General features: G+C 72.4%; 18 protein-coding genes. 10 read left to right on the forward strand and 8 right to left on the reverse strand.

Annotated features, from left to right (window positions below; translation table 11 throughout):
* Nucleotides 1-21: 21 nt before the first annotated feature.
* Nucleotides 22-228 (forward strand): hypothetical protein, encoded by a 207-nt coding sequence (locus ABZ459_RS02785; protein WP_357964943.1) that lies wholly within the window; start codon nt 22-24, stop codon nt 226-228.
* Nucleotides 229-233: 5 nt separating this feature from the next.
* Nucleotides 234-1,046 (forward strand): MBL fold metallo-hydrolase, encoded by an 813-nt coding sequence (locus ABZ459_RS02790; RefSeq protein WP_357964946.1) that lies wholly within the window; start codon nt 234-236, stop codon nt 1,044-1,046.
* A gap of 254 nt (nt 1,047-1,300) precedes the next feature.
* Here ABZ459_RS02790 and ABZ459_RS02795 read toward each other — a convergent pair whose 3' ends face one another.
* Complete coding sequence (locus tag ABZ459_RS02795; protein ID WP_357964949.1) at nt 1,301-1,873, reverse strand: hypothetical protein; 573 nt, start codon at nt 1,871-1,873, stop codon at nt 1,301-1,303.
* A 298-nt stretch (nt 1,874-2,171) separates the two neighbouring features.
* Here ABZ459_RS02795 and ABZ459_RS02800 point away from each other — a divergent pair, with 298 nt between their 5' ends.
* Entirely contained in the window at nt 2,172-2,471 is a 300-nt protein-coding gene (locus tag ABZ459_RS02800) for a hypothetical protein (RefSeq protein ID WP_357964952.1), read from the forward strand.
* 107 nt (nt 2,472-2,578) lie between these two features.
* Here the strand turns inward: ABZ459_RS02800 and ligD are convergent, their stop codons facing one another.
* Nucleotides 2,579-3,589: a non-homologous end-joining DNA ligase gene (gene ligD, locus ABZ459_RS02805; protein WP_357964955.1), complete on the reverse strand. Its 1,011-nt coding sequence runs from the start codon at nt 3,587-3,589 to the stop codon at nt 2,579-2,581.
* A 334-nt stretch (nt 3,590-3,923) separates the two neighbouring features.
* Between ligD and msrB the strand changes: the two genes are divergently transcribed.
* The gene (gene msrB, locus ABZ459_RS02810) at nt 3,924-4,325 is read left to right on the forward strand and encodes a peptide-methionine (R)-S-oxide reductase MsrB (protein WP_357964958.1); all 402 of its coding nucleotides are present in this window, start codon (nt 3,924-3,926) and stop codon (nt 4,323-4,325) included.
* A gap of 189 nt (nt 4,326-4,514) precedes the next feature.
* Here msrB and ABZ459_RS02815 read toward each other — a convergent pair whose 3' ends face one another.
* The 3 genes from ABZ459_RS02815 to hemG form a co-directional block, all read right to left on the reverse strand.
* Nucleotides 4,515-5,513, reverse strand: coding sequence for a hypothetical protein (locus tag ABZ459_RS02815; RefSeq protein WP_357964960.1), 999 nt, complete (start codon nt 5,511-5,513; stop codon nt 4,515-4,517).
* A 152-nt stretch (nt 5,514-5,665) separates the two neighbouring features.
* Entirely contained in the window at nt 5,666-6,367 is a 702-nt protein-coding gene (gene hemQ / locus ABZ459_RS02820) for a hydrogen peroxide-dependent heme synthase (RefSeq protein ID WP_357964963.1), read from the reverse strand.
* Nucleotides 6,368-6,372: 5 nt separating this feature from the next.
* Nucleotides 6,373-7,776, reverse strand: coding sequence for a protoporphyrinogen oxidase (gene hemG / locus ABZ459_RS02825; protein WP_357964966.1), 1,404 nt, complete (start codon nt 7,774-7,776; stop codon nt 6,373-6,375).
* Nucleotides 7,777-7,883: 107 nt separating this feature from the next.
* Between hemG and ABZ459_RS02830 the strand changes: the two genes are divergently transcribed.
* Nucleotides 7,884-8,831 (forward strand): DUF4349 domain-containing protein, encoded by a 948-nt coding sequence (locus ABZ459_RS02830; protein ID WP_357964969.1) that lies wholly within the window; start codon nt 7,884-7,886, stop codon nt 8,829-8,831.
* A gap of 3 nt (nt 8,832-8,834) precedes the next feature.
* Here ABZ459_RS02830 and hemE read toward each other — a convergent pair whose 3' ends face one another.
* On the reverse strand, nt 8,835-9,785 hold the full coding sequence (gene hemE / locus ABZ459_RS02835) for a uroporphyrinogen decarboxylase (protein WP_357965861.1): 951 nt from the start codon (nt 9,783-9,785) through the stop codon (nt 8,835-8,837).
* A gap of 670 nt (nt 9,786-10,455) precedes the next feature.
* Here hemE and ABZ459_RS02840 point away from each other — a divergent pair.
* From ABZ459_RS02840 to ABZ459_RS02860, 5 genes are all read left to right on the forward strand, one after another.
* Nucleotides 10,456-11,052, forward strand: a complete 597-nt coding sequence (locus tag ABZ459_RS02840; RefSeq protein WP_352365603.1) for a DUF3000 domain-containing protein — start codon at nt 10,456-10,458, stop codon at nt 11,050-11,052.
* Between the two features lie 45 nt (nt 11,053-11,097).
* Nucleotides 11,098-12,324 carry a ribonuclease D gene (locus ABZ459_RS02845; protein ID WP_357964972.1) on the forward strand — a complete coding sequence of 409 codons (1,227 nt, stop codon included), beginning with the start codon at nt 11,098-11,100 and terminating at the stop codon, nt 12,322-12,324.
* A 131-nt stretch (nt 12,325-12,455) separates the two neighbouring features.
* Entirely contained in the window at nt 12,456-13,601 is a 1,146-nt protein-coding gene (locus ABZ459_RS02850) for a Gfo/Idh/MocA family oxidoreductase (protein WP_357964974.1), read from the forward strand.
* Nucleotides 13,598-14,770, forward strand: a complete 1,173-nt coding sequence (locus ABZ459_RS02855) for a dihydrodipicolinate synthase family protein (protein WP_357964977.1) — start codon at nt 13,598-13,600, stop codon at nt 14,768-14,770. The genes ABZ459_RS02850 and ABZ459_RS02855 overlap by 4 nt, the downstream gene beginning before the upstream one ends.
* Entirely contained in the window at nt 14,767-15,627 is an 861-nt protein-coding gene (locus ABZ459_RS02860) for a sugar phosphate isomerase/epimerase (protein ID WP_352365595.1), read from the forward strand. The genes ABZ459_RS02855 and ABZ459_RS02860 overlap by 4 nt, the downstream gene beginning before the upstream one ends.
* Here ABZ459_RS02860 and ABZ459_RS02865 read toward each other — a convergent pair.
* Together ABZ459_RS02865 and ABZ459_RS02870 are read right to left on the reverse strand one after the other, a co-directional pair.
* Nucleotides 15,624-16,667, reverse strand: coding sequence for a glycoside hydrolase family 88 protein (locus tag ABZ459_RS02865; protein WP_357964981.1), 1,044 nt, complete (start codon nt 16,665-16,667; stop codon nt 15,624-15,626). The two genes, ABZ459_RS02860 and ABZ459_RS02865, sit on opposite strands and share 4 nt — an antisense overlap.
* Before the next feature lie 57 nt (nt 16,668-16,724).
* On the reverse strand, nt 16,725-17,327 hold the full coding sequence (locus ABZ459_RS02870; RefSeq protein WP_357964984.1) for a class I SAM-dependent methyltransferase: 603 nt from the start codon (nt 17,325-17,327) through the stop codon (nt 16,725-16,727).
* Between the last annotated feature and the right edge of the window lie 7 nt (nt 17,328-17,334).

Genomic DNA, 17,334 nt, shown 5'->3' on the forward strand with positions numbered 1-17,334 from the left:
CCGCAAAGGGGGACAAAAGCCATGAGCAATCCGCAACAGCCCGAACTTCGCCGGTCGGGTAAGTCCGGCGCGAACTCGAAATCCACCGACGCCGTGCCGGAGTCGAAGAGCGGCGGCAGGCGGGCCGGCCGGCCGCACGGCAGCGACAAGGGGCACAAGGGCGGCGGCAAGGGCGGCGGCAAGGGCGGCGGCGTGCCTCCGGGCCAGCACCCGCCGTATCCGGGGTGAGCCGGATGAAGGGCAGCCTGCAGTTCATCGGCAACGCGACCACGTTGATCCGCTACAACGGCTTCACGCTGTTGACGGATCCCAACTTCCTGCACCGCGGCCAGCGGGCGTACCTGGGCTACGGCCTGAGCTCGCGACGGCTGAAGGACCCGGCCATCGACGTGTCGGACCTGCCGCCCATCGACGCGGTGGTGCTGTCGCACCTGCACGGGGACCACTGGGACCGGGTGACGGAGAAGGGCCTGGACAAGGGCACCCAGATCATCACCACCCGGCAGGCGGCGCGCACGCTGCGCCGCCGCGGCTTCGGCCGCAGCACGGGCCTGGAGGTGTGGGAGCAGCACGAGCTGAACGGGCCACAGGGCAGCGTGACCGTCACCGCCCTGCCCGCCAGGCACGCGCCCGGCCCCGCCGAGACGCTGCTGCCGCCGGTGATCGGGACGATGCTGGAGTTCCGCGGCCCCGAGGGCCTGGTGGAGCTGCGCCTGCACATCAGCGGCGACACCCTGCTCGACCGCCGCCTGGAGGCGATCCCGCGTCGTTTCCCCGAGGTCGACCTCGCGCTCGTGCACCTGGGCGGCACCCGCCTGCTCGGCACCCTGCTCGTCACCATGGACGGCGAGCAGGGCGCGACCTGGGTCGATCTCATCAACCCGCACACCGTGGTGCCGGTGCACTACGACGACTACGGCGTCTTCAGCTCACCGCTGGACGACTTCCGGCACCACATCGAGCAGGTGGGCCTGGCCGACCGCGTGGTCTACCTGGAACGCGGCGAGACCCGCGAACTGGCGCCGCACCACCTCGTGCGCCGCTGAGCTCCCGCTCCGCACCCGTCCGGGCTCGTTCCGGACGGGTGTTCCGGGCGCTCCGCCCGGGATGAGGTTCTTTCTACTCGGACGAGGAATCCTCTACCGGGAGTGGATAGTTACATATCCGACTTCTTCCCCGGCGGAAGGTACGGGAGTTACCTTCGTTTGCGGCCGCACCTCCTGTGCCGCCGCACGGCCGGGCCGTCGGGTCCCGTCCCAGGCGCCGGGTCCGGCCGTGCGGCCCACAGCCGTCGGCCCGTTCAGGAGAGGGTGGTCAGCTTCTCCGACGTCCGGTGGAACGCCTTGCCGTTCCACTTGTAGGTCTGGCGGACGAGCAGGTCGGGGCAGCATCGCGGAGCCTTGTCGCTGACCACCTTGCCGCTCAGGCGCACCTCGCCGCGCTGGACGGCGACGGTCTGGGTCTTGAAGTACCGGTTCTTGCCCAGCGTGCCGATCAGACGCGGGGCCGAACGCCGGGACGCGCCGTCGTAGACGAAGGCCAGCACCGGGTTGCCCGCCGTGGGGCTCGGGCAGGACGAGGTGACGACGGTGTCGGGGCGTCCGTCGCGCGTGAGGTCGCCGACGGCGGCGACGCGGGCGCGGACGACGTACCAGCTGTCCTTCGGCCCCGGCTTGGGGCAGTGCAGCGCCCGCTCGACGACGGGCGCCCAGTTGACGCCCCGCAACGGATCGGTCGCCGCCGGGCCGGTCGCGGCGAAGGCGGCGCCCGTGGCGAGGATCGGCGCCAGGGAGGTCGACAGGGCGACGGTCGACGCCCAGACACGGAGTCGGCGGGCCATCGGGCTGCTCTTGTGCGTGGCGCTTGAGTTCATGACCGTTTCGATGCCGGAAACGCCTGACAAGTTCGGCCCGAGCCGCGTGACTTGTCACGTCATGCCATCCGGAGTGTTTCGTCACGCGGAAGGGGCGCAGGGCTTTGTGGGGACTCGACCACATTTTCGGAAGCGCCGTCCCAGCGTTACGCGCGACACGCCCAGACCTGCGGCTCTCATCCTGTGCCGGCTCACGATCGCCATCGCCGTTACCGATCTGAGATGTTCACTTCTGTCTCCACCTCGCCCCCTGCCCAGGCAGCCGCCTGGCCGAGGCCGGAACGGAAGGACACCTCACATGCGCCCAGCCACCCGAGCTGCCCTCGCCACCCTCGCCGTCACGTGCTGCACCTTCAGCGCGTTGCCCGCCTGGGCGGCGCCGGCCGGGAACGCGCCGTCGTGCGTGACCGTCTGGCAGAACACCGGGACCCTCACCAAGACCGGCTACGCCCGCAACGACTGCGGCTACCGGCTCCGACTGAAGATCATCTGGGCGCGCGGGACGGACGGCGCGTGCCAGACCGTGGACTCCGGCGAGACCATCTACTCGCGCGTGCCGCGCGGCGTGCGCACCTTCGACGGAGCCGACACCTGCTGACCGACTCCCGCGAAAAGGCCGGCCCCACAACGGTGGCCGGCCTTTCGGGCATCGGAGGTCGCCTCACTGAGGGCCGCGCCGAGACTCCCGCTTGATTCTGTGCGGGGTTACTTCTCCTCCGGCGCGTTCCTGGCCTTGCTGGGCTGGACGCGCTTGGGCTCGCCCGGCATCTTCGGGTAGTTGGGCGGGTAGGGCATGTCGCCGCGGTCGTCGGCGGCGTACATCTCCAGCAGGGGCTCGATCGAGTACGCCCGGTCGTCGATCGCCGCGTGCACGTCGCCCAGCTTGGCGAAGCGGGCCGGGACGGTGCGGATGTCGAAGTCGCGAGGGTCGGCGTCGGTCAGCTCGTCCCAGGTCAGCGGAGTCGAGACGGGGGCATACGGGCGGGCCCGGACGGAGTAGGCGCTGGCGACGGTGCGGTCTCTGGCGTTCTGGTTGAAGTCGATGAAGACACGGTCGCCGCGCTCCTCCTTCCACCACGCGGTGGTCACCAGCTCGGGGTCGCGGGCCTCGACCGCCCTGGCCAGGGCGATGCCGGCGTGGCGCACCTGGACGAAGTCCCAGCGGGGCTCGATGCGCACCGCGATGTGCACGCCGCGGTTGCCCGAGGTCTTGACGAACCCCGCCATGCCCAGCTCGTCGAGCACCTCGCGGGTGCGCTCGGCGGCCCGGCGCGCGGCGTCGAACTCCAGGCCGGGCTGCGGGTCGAGGTCGATGCGCAGCTCGTCGGGGTGCTCGACGTCGGCGGCCCGCACCTGCCAGGGGTGGAAGTCGATCGTGCCCAGGTTGGCGCAGTAGGCGATCGCGGCGACCTCGGTGACCCGCAGCGAGTCGGCGGTGCGGCCGCTGGGGAAGGTGACCGTGACCGACTGCAGCCACTCGGGGTGCTTGGGCGGCATGCGCTTCTGGTAGATGGCCTCGGTCTGGACGCCGTCGGGATGGCGCTTGATGTTGGTCGGCCGGTCTCTGAGCGCGCGCAGGGCCCCCTCGCCGACGCTCACGTAGTATTCGACCAGCTCCCGCTTTGTCGCCCCGATCTCCGGGAAGTAGACCTTGTCGGGATTGGTGACCTTGACGGTCCGCTCCCCCACCTTGAGCTCTATGAACGGCGATGCCATGCCATCGAACCTACTCCCCCGCGCCGACAGAACGGCCGAAGGAAGAGGTGGGCCCGTCCCGGAGCCGCGTCGGTGGCGGGACCGGGGCTCGACGGGACGGACCTAAGATCATCCTTCGCCGTTCCGGGCGCTGGCGCGCCACCCGGCCGGCCATCTCGGGTCGCCAGCGGCGCCAGCACGGGCGTGGGCTGTGCCGCTACGGCGAGCCGCGGACGATCTCACCCCTTGGCAGGAGGCGATGACACCCCCTTACCGACAAAGACGCGAATTCCGCCGAGAAAGGATGCTTCACCCTGCGGAGATCTCTTTTTGCCGGATCTCGTAGTCTGGACGCATGGACAAGGTGGTCAAGAGCGAGGCCGAATGGCGGGCCAGGCTCTCTCCTGAGGAGTTCCACGTGCTCAGGGAGGCCGGGACCGAGCGCCCGTTCACGGGGGAGTACGTCGACACCAAGACCGAGGGCGTGTACTCGTGCCGCGCCTGCGGCGCCGAGTTGTTCCGGTCCGACACGAAGTTCGAGTCGCACTGCGGATGGCCGAGCTTCTTCGAGCCGTCGGAATCGGAGGCGGTGAGGCTGATCGAGGACGACAGTCACGGCATGGTGCGCACGGAGGTGCGCTGCGCACGCTGTGACTCCCACCTCGGTCACGTCTTCCACGGCGAGGGCTATCCGACGCCGACCGACGATCGTTACTGCATCAACTCGGTCTCGCTGAGGCTCGAACCCAAGGGGTGATCGATTAGCGACAGAGCGTACCGATCGCCCACAAGGGGTAGGGGCCTGCTTGTGGGCCGTGTCCATCTTCGCCACCGCTGGGTGACGATTGAGACGATCGGGCGTGTCGTGACTCAGCGGTGTGAGGTGTGCTCGAAGACGAGGGTCCGGGTGCGCTAGCCCGCCCCGGAGGCTCAGTCCCGGCGCGCGTCAGTTCGGCCGGGGGTACGTGACACGGCAGTTGTGATCGGAAGGGCCCAGGATGTTGGCGAGGACGGGGTTCCCGTTCTCGCCGAACTCCGCCTGCACGAAGACGATCGGACGCTTCACGCCGTTCGCCCTGAGGTACTCCAGGCCGCGTTTGCACAGCGTGATGGCCGTGGCGGAATTGTCGGCACTGTCCGGTAAGTTCGTGTAAATGCGCAGATATCCGCCTACGGTGCGGATGTCCTTGAGGTGTTTCATCGCCTTGTCGCCCCGCCCCCAACGGGCGCGGAAGTACTCGGCGGCCTCCCGGTCGGTGTGCCGCGACGGCCCGTCGGCCTTGTAACCGGCCGAGTCGCCGCCCTTGGCATCGCCCGGGTCGCCGGTCTCGGGCAGGCTGACCTGGGCGTCGCCGGTCTCGGTCGTCCCCGTGACGGTGTCCGGCCTGCCCTGGACGGCGTCCGGCTTCGCGGCGGGGTCGGCGGTGCCGGTCCTGGCGGGCGCGCCTGAGCCGGCGGGGTCGGCGGCGGCCGACGTGCTCGGCCGCGCCTGGCCCTTGGGCAGCTCGCGCGCCTCCGCGGCGCCCTTGCCGTTGACCGGCGCCCGGCCCGGGTTCGCCGGGACCCCGCCCTCGGCCGCCGGGTCCTGCCGGGCCGTGGCGCCCTCCGCGCCGGCCTGGGCTCCGGAGGCGGTGACCGTCCCGCCGAGTGCGCCGTTCAGGCCGAGCAGCAGCGCCACTCCCCCGGCCAGCGCCACCGCGCCGGCCGCCAGGCCCCGTGTTCCGGTACGCCCGCGCCGCCGCCCATGCCGTCCGCGTCCCGTACGCGCCTCCACCGGACCGCCTGTACGCGCCTCCGCCCGGCCGCCGGTCTCCCGTGCGCCGCCCGTACGGGTCTCGGGCCGGTCGCCGGTCCGCTGGTCGGCCGATGTCGTGTCCCGTAACGCCGCATGGCGGCCTGGCGCGCGCCGGCGCCCCGGGCTCTGCCCTTCCGCGGACTGTTCCACCCGGCCCCTCCTCGCCCCTGCATGGACCGTGCCACCGACGCCATGCCACCAAAAGGGAATTCACCCTCGATTGTGACAAAGGGGGTAGATCACTGCAGGGAGATCGTCAAGTTGGCCTGGATGTTCCGCTCCGCACCAGGCCACCATGACCGCTAGGGCAGAGCCGCGACGAGCTCCTGCACCGGCTTGCGGGCGCCCGTGTAGAACGGGATCTCCACGCGCGTGTGGCGGCGGGCCTCCGCGCCGCGCAGCGTGCGCATCAGGTCGACGATGCGGTGGAGCTCGTCGGCCTCGAACGCCAGCATCCACTCGTAGTCGTTGAGCGAGAAGCAGGCCACGGTGTTGGCCCGCACGTCGGGGTAGTCGCGGGCCATCCGGCCGTGCTCGGCCAGCATCGCCCGCCGCTCGGAGTCCTCCAGCAGGTACCACTCGTAGGAGCGCACGAACGGGTAGACGCTGACGTACGCCCGCGGCTCCTCCTCGGCCAGGAAGGCCGGGATGTGGGACTTGTTGAACTCGGCCGGCCGGTGGAGCGCCATGGCCGACCAGACCGGCCTGCTGTGCCGGCCGAGGCCGGTGCGGCGGAACCGGGAGTAGACGTCCTGGAGGTCCTCGGGCGTGGGAGCGTGCCACCAGAACATGTAGTCGGCGTCGGCACGGAAGCCGGCGACGTCGTAGACCCCCCTGGTCACGATGTCTTTCCCGGCCGCCTGTGCGAGCAGTTCCTCGACCTCGTCGGCCATGTTCTCCCGGTTGCCCGGGACCTGCTCGGTCACCTGGAAGACCGACCACATGGTGTAACGGATCACCTGGTTGAGATCGCGGGCCTTCAGCCGCGGCGCGCCCTCTGTCATGTCCTTCATTCTCCTTCTCGCGACAGGTGGTCCAGAATCCGGGCCGCGGCCGTACGGGCGGTCGCGATGCAGGCGGGGACGCCGATGCCGTCGTAGGCCGCGCCGCACACGGCGAGCCCGGCGGCGCCCGAGACCGCGGCGCGCACCCTGGCCACCCGGTCGAGGTGGCCCACGTTGTACTGCGGCAGCCCGCCGCCCCAGCGGGTGACCCGGCTGTCGACCGGCAGGCCGCGCACGCCCACCACGTCGGCCAGCTCGGCCGTGGCCAGCGACACCAGCTCGGCGTCGTCGCGCTGGAGCAGGTGCTCCTCGCCGATCCTGCCGACCGAGCAGCGCACGAGCAGCAGGTCTTGAGCCAGGTGGGGCCACTTGACCGAGCTGAACGTCACCGCCTTGACCGGCCGGCCCTCCACCGGCGGCACCAGGTAGCCGCTGCCGGTCGGCGGCTGCGGGAGCGCGTCGACGGGGTAGGCGAGCGTGACGACGGCCATGCTCGCGTACTCGATCCTGGCCAGCTCGGCGGCGGCCTTGGGCACCTCGGCCCTGAGCAGGCGGGCGGCGGCGGGAGCGGGCGTGGCCAGGATCACCGCGTCGGCCTCGATCACCTCGGGGCGCGGCACCGGCCCGGCGACCAGCCGCCAGCCGTGCTCGGTGCGGTGGAGCTCGCGCACGGTCACGCCGGTCCGGACGTCGGCCCCGGACGCCTTGGCCACCGCCTCGGGCAGGCTGCCCACGCCCTGGCGCAGCGTCGTGAAGATCGGCCCGCCGTTCTTGGGCGCCTCCTCGACGATGTGCCGGGCGGCGCTCAGCAACGAGCGCTCGGCCCTGGCGACGGCCGCGACCTGCGGCATCGTCGCCTCCAGCGACAGCATGTCGGAACGGCCGGCGTAGACCCCGCCGAGCAGCGGCTCGACCAGTCGCTCGACGATCTCACCGCCCATCCTGGCCCGGATGTAGGAGGCCACGGACACGTCGGTGCGCACCAGCGTGGGCGGCAGGACCTGGTCGAGCGGCACCCTCAGCAGGCCGCCGGGCGAGATGATGCCGGACCTGGCCAGCTCCGCCAGGTCGGCCGGCACGCCCATGACGTGCCCCTTCGGCATCTGCCGCAGCGCGCCCCTGGAGTAGACGGCCGACCGCACGGTGCCGGGGAAGACCAGCTCGTCCTCCAGCCCGACGGCCTTGGCCAGCTCGACGCCCTCCGGCCGGCGGGCCAGCATGGCCTCGGCCCCGGCGTCGACGCTCACCCCCGCGACCTCGGAGGCGTGCAGCTTGCCGCCGAGGCGGGGGCTGCCCTCCAACACGGTCACCTTGACCTGCTCGCTCGTACCCTGACGGAGGAACCACGCGGCCGCCAGGCCGGAGATCCCACCGCCGATGACGACGACGTGCGCCCGTTTCCCTTCCACGTCTCCTGACGCTACCGCCTCGGCAGACCGCCCAGCTGATCGGGGCACGTGACCCTACCGTGATGTATGTCGCCAAACCGGGGTGATCCAGCTTCCGTCATAAGGGCATGAGGAGAATCCGGTTAGGCATCGCGCTCTCGGCCTGCGCCACTCTGCTGCTCGCGGGCTGCGGCGGCGGCACGGTCGAGACGATGTCGGGCGGCGCGCCCGCGGTGGCCACGCAGGGCATGGCCGCCCCCGAGGCGCGGGACCTGGCCGCGCCGAAGAAGCAGGCCGCGCCGCAGGACGGCGGCAGCGCGGTCTCCGGGGTCAAACTGGCCCAGCGGCAACAGGACCGGCAGGTGATCTACACCGGCAGCATGACCGTACGCGCCAAGCAGGTCATCCCGGCCGCGCAGCAGGCCAAGCAGCTCGTCACGGCGGCGGGCGGCTACCTGTCGAAGGAGGAGGCCGAGTCGGCCGGCGACACCGAGGACTCGGCCCTGCTGGAGTTCAAGATCCCGCCCACCCGGTACGCCGACGTGACCGCCAGGCTGGGCAAGGACCTGGGCAAGCAGCTCTCGATGACCCAGGGCACCCAGGACGTCACCCTCCAGGTCGCCGACGTCGAGAGCCGGTTGACGTCGGCGCAGAAGTCGCTGGAGTCGCTGCGCACGTTGCTGAAGAAGGCCGAGACCATCGGGCAGGTGCTCCAGGTGGAGCGGGAGATCAACTCCCGCGAGGCGGACCTTGAGGCGTTGCAGGCCCAGCAGAAGGAGCTGGCCACCCAGGTCGCGATGGCCACGCTCACGCTCCGGCTGGTCGGGCCGGTGACCGTGGTGGAGGACCCGGCCGAGGAGCCGGCGGGCTTCCTCGGCGGGCTGAAGGCCGGGTGGGAGGCGCTGGTGTCGTTCACCAAGACGGCGCTGACCGTGTTCGGCGCGCTGCTGCCGTGGCTGGTCGTCATGGCGCCGCTGGTGGCCGCGGCGGTGTTCCTGGTGCGGCGCAACCGCGCGCGCCGCCCCGCGCCGCCGGCCGGGCCCGAGCCCGCCGAGCCCGGACCGTCGGCGGCGTGACGGTCAGGCGCCCGCTTCGTGCACCAGGTCGGTCAGGCGCTTGAGCTGGTCGGGGTCGGTCGAGGGGAGCACGCCGTGGCCGAGGTTGAACACGTGCCCCTCGGCCGCCGCGCCGCGCCGCAGCACCTCGCGGGCCCTGCGCTCCACGACCTCCCACGGCGCGAGCAGGATCGCCGGGTCGAGGTTGCCCTGCAGCGCCTTGCCCGGCCCCACGCGCCGGGCCGCCTCGTCGAGGGGCACCCGCCAGTCGACGCCCACGACGTCGGCCCCGGCCTCGCCGAGCACGCCGAGCAGCTCGCCGGTGCCCACGCCGAAGTGGATGCGGGGCACGCCCGCGACGCCCTCGAAGATGCGCCGGGTGTGGGGCAGGATGAACTCGCGGTAGTCGTCAGGGGCCACCGCGCCCACCCACGAGTCGAAGAGCTGGATCGCCGAGGCGCCGGCCGCGATCTGGATGCGCAGGTGCTCCAGCACGATGTCGGACAGGCGTTCCATGAGGGAGTGCCACAGGGCGGGCTCGCCGTACATCATGGCCTTGGTGCGGTCGTGGTTCTTCGACGGGCCGCCCTCGATGAGGTAGGACCCGAGCGTGAAGGGCGCGCCGGCGAAGCCGATCAGCGGGGTGGCACCCAGCTCGCCCACCAGGGCCGAGATCGCCTCCGTCACGTAGTGCACGTCGCCCGGCTCCAGCGGGCGCAGCGCCGCGACGGCCCGCGCGTCGCGGATCGGGTCGGCGACGACCGGGCCGACGCCCGGCTTGATGTCGAGGTCGACGCCGATGGCCTTGAGCGGGACGACGATGTCGCTGAAGAAGATGGCCGCGTCGACGCCGTAGCGGCGCACGGGCTGCATGGTGATCTCGACGATCAGGTCGGGCGTCGCGCAGGCGGTGAGCATCGGCACACCCTCGCGGACCTTCAGGTATTCGGGCAGCGAGCGCCCGGCCTGCCTCATGTACCAGACCGGGGTGTGCGGGACGGGCTGCCTGCGGCAGGCGCGCAGGAAGGCTGAGTCGGCGAGATTCACCCTCCAAGGGTGCCATGGCACCCGATCGGCCGAGACATCGGCGCAAGGTGTCGGAAAAACATGCATTGGATACCCAAAATCATGATCAGATAGCCAGATGAAGGTTTACCGGTCTGCCCGGCAGCGGCGTCGCACACGGGTCGAACACACCCCATGCCCGCCCAGAGAGCCGGTCTCGACTGGACCAAATGTTCACCAACCCACCGCGCGGCACCGATTCAGCGACCACTTTCGGGACACGCCGAGCGCGTTGCGGGGAATTGTCAGCGGCTCGTGCCAACGTCGGAGCCACGACCCGAAGAAAGGCCCCGGTTCGATGACTGGTGCGATGACCGCGTTGTGGAGTTCCCCGGAGGTTCGCAGCGAGCGCTGTGCTGCCTGCGCCGGCGAGCGGCTGTTCGAGCAGCCGCCCTGCTTCGACGGGCACGGTCCTGGCGAGTGTCCGGAATGGGCCTGCGCCGAATGCGGCCACGCGATCCTGCTCGGCTCGGCCGAGACCACCCGACCGGTCCGCCAGCTGGTTACGGCAGCGGCTTGATCACCAAGGATGAGCACCCCCGTGGTCCCCTTCCGTCCGTCCTCGACCTACGCTTCGGCTATGACCCTCGGTGACCAGCCACCGCCGCCCGCCGCGTTCACCCGCGCGGCGCAGAGCCTGCGGCTGTCCGAGGTCAGGCCGGAGATCGAGCTGGAGGACCTCCCCGCGCCGCAGCGGCTGGCCCCCTACTCGGCCGCCATCGGCGCCTCGGTCTACCGCGACGACGACGAGCTCGCGGTCGGCCGGCTGATCCTGCTCTACGACCCCGACGGCCAGCGCGGCTGGGAGGGCCCGTTCCGGCTGGTGGCCTACGTCCGGGCCGACATGGAGCCGGAGATCACCTCCGACCCGCTGCTCGGCCCGGTCGTGTGGAGCTGGCTGACCGAGGCCCTGGAGGCGCACGAAGCCGACTACTCCGCCGCGGGCGGTACCGTGACTAGAGCTGTGTCCGAGGGCTTCGGCAACAAGGCGGAAGACCCGGTCACGACCGAGCTCGAGCTGCGTGCGTCCTGGTCGCCCGCCGAGGAGGATCTGTCCGGCCACGTCGCCGCCTGGTGCGACCTCATGTGCCTGGCGGCGGGGATCCCGCCGCTCCCGCCCGACGTGGCCGCGCTGCCGCGCCGACGTGATGATCCGGAGAGTGACCGTACGAAGTGAGGGCACCAGTCAAGACAGCACCAGCGTCATGAGGTCGGTGAGCTCATGACAGAAGAACGCATCGTAGAGCCCCTGCTCGAACCCCGCGAGGGCATCCCCCCGGTGATCGCCGACGCGCACGGGCTGGCCCGGGTCGTCGACGCCTTCGCCGCGGGCACCGGCCCCGTGGCGGTCGACGCCGAGCGCGCCTCCGGCTACCGCTACGGCAACCGGGCCTACCTCGTCCAGCTCCGCCGGGCCGGCGCCGGCACCGCGTTGATCGACCCGGTCGGCTGCCCCGACCTGTCGGCGCTCGACGCCGCGCTCACCGGCACCGAGGTCGTGCTGCACGCCGCGTCCCAGGACCTGCCGTGCCTGATGGAGGTCGGCTTCAAGCCGCGCGAGATCTTCGACACCGAGCTGGCCGGCCGGCTGCTCGGTTACGAACGGGTCGGGCTCGGCACGATGGTCGAGACCGTACTCGGGCTGCGGCTGGAGAAGGGCCACTCGGCCGCCGACTGGTCCACCAGGCCGCTGCCGGAGGACTGGCTGCGCTACGCCGCCCTCGACGTCGAGGTGCTGGTCGAGCTGCGCGACATGCTCCACCAGGAGCTGACCGGGTCGGGGAAGCTGGAGTGGGCGCGCGAGGAGTTCGCGGCCGTGCTCAACACCCCGCCGCCGACGCCGCGGTCCGACCCGTGGCGGCGTACGTCGGGCATCCACAAGGTGCGCAACGTGCGCGCGCTGGCCATTGTGCGTGAGCTGTGGACCATGCGCGACACGATCGCCAGGGAGAACGACCTGGCCCCCGGCCGGGTGCTGCCCGACGCCGCGATCGTCACCGCCGCCCTTGAGGGCCCCCGCACGAAGAAGGCCCTGACCGAGATCTCGGCCTTCACCGGCCGCAGCGCCCGCCGGTACATGAACGACTGGCTGGCCGCCGTCAACCGGGCGCGGACGTTGCCCGACGGCGAGCTGCCCCAGCCGAGCACGCCCGGCGACGGGCCGCCCCCGCCCAACCGCTGGGCCGACCGCGACCCGGCGGCGGCCAAGCGCCTCGCGGCGGCGCGGGCCGTGGTGGCCGCGCTGGCCGAGGAGCACCGCATGCCCACGGAGAACCTGCTCCAGCCCGACGCGGTGCGCAGGCTCACCTGGGAACCGCCCGCTGAGATCACCGACGAGAGCGTGACCGCGCGGCTGCGCTCGCTCGGGGCGCGTGAGTGGCAGCTCTCGCTCACGGCCCTTCCCATCGCCAAGGCGCTGGCCCGGCTCGAAGGCCGGGTCGACAGCTAGTTCCCCCGCCGGCGGTCGGGCGGAGGGCCCGCCTCCGCCCGCCGGCGTCACCGTCCCACTTGACGCTCGGAGGGGGACGGCCGTACGTTTCGGGAAAGCGCTTTCCCCATCCGTTGCCTGAAGGGATCCCCATGAGCGTGCGCACCATCGGCGTCGTGATGAACGGCGTCACCGGACGAATGGGCTATCGCCAGCACCTCGTCCGCTCCGTCCTGGCCCTCAACGAGCAGGGCGGCGTCACGCTCTCGGACGGCGACCGGGTCAGGCTGCGCCCGGTCCTGGTCGGCCGGAACGCCGACAAGCTCGCCGACATCGCCGATCGGCACGGGATCCCCGACTTCACCACCGACCTCGACGCCGCCCTCGCCGACGACGACAACCTGATCTACTTCGACGCCCAGGTCACCAGCGCCCGCGTCAAGGCCGTGCTCAAGGCCATCGAGGCGGGCAAGCACGTCTACGCCGAGAAGCCGACGGCCGAGTCGGTGCAGGAGGCCGTCGCGCTGGCCGAGGCCGCCACGGCCAGGGGCGTGAAGAACGGCGTCGTGCAGGACAAGCTGTTCCTGCCGGGCCTGCTCAAGCTGAAGCGGCTGATCGACGGCGGGTTCTTCGGCCGGATCCTGTCGGTGCGCGGCGAGTTCGGCTACTGGGTGTTCGAGGGCGACTGGCAGGAGGCGCAGCGCCCGTCCTGGAACTACCGGGCGCAGGACGGCGGCGGGATCGTGCTCGACATGTTCCCGCACTGGCACTACGTGCTGGAGAACCTGTTCGGCCGGGTCCGGTCGGTCTACGCCAAGGCCGTGACGCACGTCCCGTCCCGGGTGGACGAGCAGGGCCACGCGTACGAGGCCACCGCGGACGACGCCGCGTACGGGATCTTCGAGCTCGAAGGGGACGTGATCGCGCAGATCAACTCCTCCTGGACGGTCCGCGTGAACCGCGACGAGCTGGTCGAGTTCCAGGTGGACGGCACGCACGGCAGCGCCGTCGCGGGCCTGCGCAACTGCCGCTTCCAGCACCGGGCCGCCACCCCCAAGCCGGTCTGGAACCCCGACCTGCCCGCCACGGCCCGCTTCCGCGAGGACTGGCAGGAGGTGCCGGACAACGCCGAGTTCGACAACGGGTTCAAGGTGCAGTGGGCGGCATTCGTCCGGCACGTGCTGGAGGACGCGCCGTTCCCCAACGACTTCGCCTCGGGAGCGCGCGGCGTGCAGCTCGCCGAGCTGGGCCTGCGCTCGAACGCCGAGGGCCGCAGGATCGAGGTGCCGCAGCTGTGAGGATCGACCTGCCGGGCGGCGCGTACGAGCTGCGCGAGCCGGTGACCTGGCCGACCTCGGCCGCCCCGGCCGCGAGCCGGGTCGTCTACGCGGCCGCGCACGTCGTCGCCGACCCGCTCGGCGACAACACGCCGGGCTCCCCCGCCGCCGTCGACTGGGACGCCACGCTGCGCTTCCGCCGCCACCTGTGGTCGCACGGCCTGCGGGTGGCCGACGCCATGGACACCGCCCAGCGCAACATGGGCCTGGACTGGGCGGCGACCAAGGAGCTGATCCGGCTCAGCGCCGAGGAGGCGCGCCCGTTCGGCGACCCGGCGGCGCTGGTGGCCTGCGGCGCGGGCACCGACCACGCGCCCGGCGCCGCCGACCTGCACACGATCACCGCCGCGTACGCCGAGCAGGTGGAGGCCGTCCAGGCGGCCGGGGCGGGCGTGATCGTCATGGCCTCCCGCCAGCTCGCCGCGGTGGCGGCCGGGCCCGCCGACTACCACCAGGTGTACGGCAAGGTCCTCGGCCTGGCCGACCGCCCGGTGATCCTGCACTGGCTGGGCGAGATGTTCGACCCGCAGCTGGCCGGCTACTGGGGGGCGTCCGACGTGGACGCCGCGACGGAGTCGTTCCTGGAGCTGGTCCACGCCCACGCCGCCGTGGTGGACGGCGTCAAGGTGTCGCTGCTGGACGAGGAGCACGAGGTGCGGCTGCGCGCCGCGCTCCCCGAGGGCGTCCGGCTCTACACCGGCGACGACTTCAACTACCCCTCCCTCATCAGGACGGGCTCGCACGCGCTGCTCGGCATCTTCGACGCGATCGCCCCGGCCGCCGCCGCGGCCCTGCGCGAGCTGGACGCCGCCGAGGCAGCCGGCGGGGCAGCCGGCGGCGAGCAGGCGGCCCACCACCTGGCCCGCTACGACGAGATCCTGGCCCCCACGGTCGCCCTGTCGCGGAAGATCTTCGAGGCGCCGACGTACCACTACAAGACCGGCATCGTCTTCCTGGCCTGGCTCAACGGCCACCAGGACGCGTTCGCCATGGTGAACGGCGCCCAGTCAGCGCGCTCGCTGCGCCACCTGGCGGAGGTGTTCAGGCTGGCCGACCGGGCCGGGCTGCTGGCCGACCCGGAGCTGGCCGTGCGCAGGATGACGGCGCTGCTGGCGGTGAACGGCCTGTGAGCCTGTCGCTGAACCAGTGGACGACCAGGCGCTGGTCGGTCGCCGAGGCCGTGGACGGCTGCGCGCGGCACGGCCTGGAGGCGATCGGGCTGTGGCGCGAGAAGGTGGCCGAGGAGGGGCTCGCGCGCAGCGCCAAGCTGGTGCGCGAGGCCGGGCTGCGGGTGTCCTCGCTGTGCCGGGGCGGCTTCCTCACGGCGGGCGGGCTGCCCGGCGAGGAGGGGCGGCGCGCGTTCGAGCGGGCGCTCGACGACAACCGGCGGGCCGTGGACGAGGCGGCCGAGCTGGCGGCCGCGTGCCTGGTGATGGTGGTCGGCGGGCTGCCGGGGGTGCGGCCGGGCGAGCCGCTGCCGCCCGGTTTCTCCAAGGACGTCGCCGGGGCGCGGGAGCGGGTCGCCGAGGCGCTGTCGGTGCTGGCGCCCTACGCCGGCGAGCGCGGCGTCAGGCTGGCGCTGGAGCCGCTGCATCCGATCTACTGCCCCGACCGGGCGGTGCTGTCCACGCTGGGCCAGGCGCTCGACCTCAGCCTGCCCTACCCGGAGGAGCAGGTCGGGGTGGTGGTGGACACCTTCCACGTGTGGTGGGACCCCAGGCTGGCCGAGGACGTCGCGCGGGCCGGGCGGCGCATCGCGTCGTACCAGGTGTGCGACTACCTGCACCCGCTGCCCGCCGACGTGCTGCTCGGGCGGGGGATGATGGGCGACGGGGTGATCGACTTCGCGCCGATCACCCGGGCCGTGCTGGCCGCCGGGTACGCGGGCGACATCGAGGTCGAGATCTTCAACGCCGACGTCTGGGCGGCCGACCCGGACGAGGTGCTGGCCACGATGAAGGCCCGCTACGCCGAGCTGGTGGTCTAGACGCGGCCGGGGTCGACCGTGCCGTCGAGGGTGAGGGCGGCCTCGAGCAGGAAGTAGTCGCCCCAGACCAGCTCGTGGGCGGTGGCCAGGCCCTTGCGCCGGTCGTAGCAGCCGTCCACCAGGCCGCCGTGCTCGTTGAGGTGGTCGCGGGCCAGCGCCTCCAGCGTGCGGGCGGCCTGGTCGCGGTAGCCGTCCTTGGCCAGCGGCGCGAGCTTGGCCAGGGCGGCGGCGGCGATCGCGGTGGCCGAGGTGTCGCGGGGCGCGGCGGGGATGTCCGGGTCGTCGAAGTCCCAGTAGCAGACCAGGTCGGACGGGACGTGGGCCAGGTACCAGTCGGCGACCTCGGTGGCCGGGCCGGTGAACTCGGGCGACAGGTGGGCGGCCTGGGCCAGGCCCAGCATCGCCCACGCCTGCGCGCGGGCCCAGGTGCTGCCCGGCGAGGAGCCGTTGACGGCGCCGGCCGAGGTCTGGGCGACCGAGCCGTCCTCCCGCACGCACATGGCGTAGCCGGTACGGGCGTGGGACTCGGCCATCACCAGCAGCTCGCGGGCTCCGGTGCGTTCGCAGGCGAAGGCCAGCAGCGGGACCGTGCCGGGCAGGCCGTCCACGCAGGCGCCGGGGCGCGGCCAGCCGTACTTGGCGACGTCCTCCTCCTGGGGCGGCAGCAGGCCGGCCAGCGGGTCGAAGCCGATGCTCAGCGACCGGGCGGCGGCCACGGCGGTCGTCGCGCCGGGTTCCTCGTCGCCGGCGAGCACGGCCGGGAGCGCGGCGCCGTACCAGAACAACATGCCGCGCAGCAGCGTGGGGGCGTCGGTGCGGGCGGCCAGCCGCTCGGCGACCTGGCCGGCGGCGCGGGCGTAGCGGGGCTCGCCGGTGGCGACCGCGGCCAGGGACAGCAGGCCGCCCCAGAAGCCGCCGCACCAGTCCCCGTCCTCGGACCAGGTCCATTCGCCCGTCACGGGGTCGGCGTAGAGGGGGAAGCGTCCTTGAGACTGCGCGAGGGTCGTGCCGACCCTGCGCACCAGCTCTGCGACCAGCATGGAACCGCCTCATCCGGAAACGTGATGCCTCCTCCGGTTACCCGGGGCGGCACGGGCTTAACGGGACGCGTCCCAGACGATCAGGTAGCGCCGCAGCAGCAACCGACGGAACCGGCAGCCGGGCAACAGCCGCCTGGCGGCCCGCCCCACCTCGGCCCACGCCATGACAGGGGCCATGACGGGGACGGGCGGCCCGCTCTTGGGGCCGTGGCGGAGCTGGTGGACGCGGGTGACGACCTGTGCCGTGCCGCTGATGGCCCAGTCGAGGAGCGACCGGTTCCTGGCATGCCCGACGACCACCAGCCGGCCGCCGGGCGCGAGCAGCCGCCGCAACGCCCCCACGGCCGTGCCGAACTCGGCGTGGTGCACGACGGCCACGGCGCTGACGAAGTCGTACCCGGACTCGGGCAGCGCGGCCGGGTCGAGGTAGTCGGCCTCGGCGAAGGTGAGGCCGGGCCGGTCGCGGTGGCGGGATCTGGCCAGGGCGACGGCCTGCGCGGACCGGTCGACGCCGGTCACGTCGGGGACGCGGGCGGCGAGCTTGCCCGCCAGGAGGCCGTCGCCGCAGCCGACGTCGAGGGCGCGGGCCGAGCCGGGCGGGATCAGGCTCAGCACCAGCCGCTGGTAGTGCACGTTGTGATTCCAGTACGGATCGGGCACTCGATCA

The sequence above is a fragment of the Nonomuraea sp. NPDC005692 genome, from assembly GCF_040631115.1.
Classification (GTDB): domain Bacteria; phylum Actinomycetota; class Actinomycetes; order Streptosporangiales; family Streptosporangiaceae; genus Nonomuraea.

Bases quoted from the DNA above. Each gene is read 5' to 3' on its own strand.
- hemQ (WP_357964963.1), bottom strand. From the start codon at position 6,367: ATGACAGAGGGCGCGCCGCGGCTGAAGGCCCGCGATCTCAACCAGGTG.
- ABZ459_RS02830 (WP_357964969.1), top strand. From the start codon at position 7,884: ATGAGGAGAATCCGGTTAGGCATCGCGCTCTCGGCCTGCGCCACTCTG.
- ABZ459_RS02865 (WP_357964981.1), bottom strand. From the start codon at position 16,667: ATGCTGGTCGCAGAGCTGGTGCGCAGGGTCGGCACGACCCTCGCGCAG.
- hemE (WP_357965861.1), bottom strand. From the start codon at position 9,785: ATGAGGCAGGCCGGGCGCTCGCTGCCCGAATACCTGAAGGTCCGCGAG.
- ligD (WP_357964955.1), bottom strand. From the start codon at position 3,589: ATGGCATCGCCGTTCATAGAGCTCAAGGTGGGGGAGCGGACCGTCAAG.
- ABZ459_RS02840 (WP_352365603.1), top strand. From the start codon at position 10,456: ATGACCCTCGGTGACCAGCCACCGCCGCCCGCCGCGTTCACCCGCGCG.
- ABZ459_RS02800 (WP_357964952.1), top strand. From the start codon at position 2,172: ATGCGCCCAGCCACCCGAGCTGCCCTCGCCACCCTCGCCGTCACGTGC.
- ABZ459_RS02850 (WP_357964974.1), top strand. From the start codon at position 12,456: ATGAGCGTGCGCACCATCGGCGTCGTGATGAACGGCGTCACCGGACGA.
- ABZ459_RS02845 (WP_357964972.1), top strand. From the start codon at position 11,098: ATGACAGAAGAACGCATCGTAGAGCCCCTGCTCGAACCCCGCGAGGGC.
- msrB (WP_357964958.1), top strand. From the start codon at position 3,924: ATGGACAAGGTGGTCAAGAGCGAGGCCGAATGGCGGGCCAGGCTCTCT.
- ABZ459_RS02790 (WP_357964946.1), top strand. From the start codon at position 234: ATGAAGGGCAGCCTGCAGTTCATCGGCAACGCGACCACGTTGATCCGC.
- ABZ459_RS02795 (WP_357964949.1), bottom strand. From the start codon at position 1,873: ATGAACTCAAGCGCCACGCACAAGAGCAGCCCGATGGCCCGCCGACTC.
- ABZ459_RS02785 (WP_357964943.1), top strand. From the start codon at position 22: ATGAGCAATCCGCAACAGCCCGAACTTCGCCGGTCGGGTAAGTCCGGC.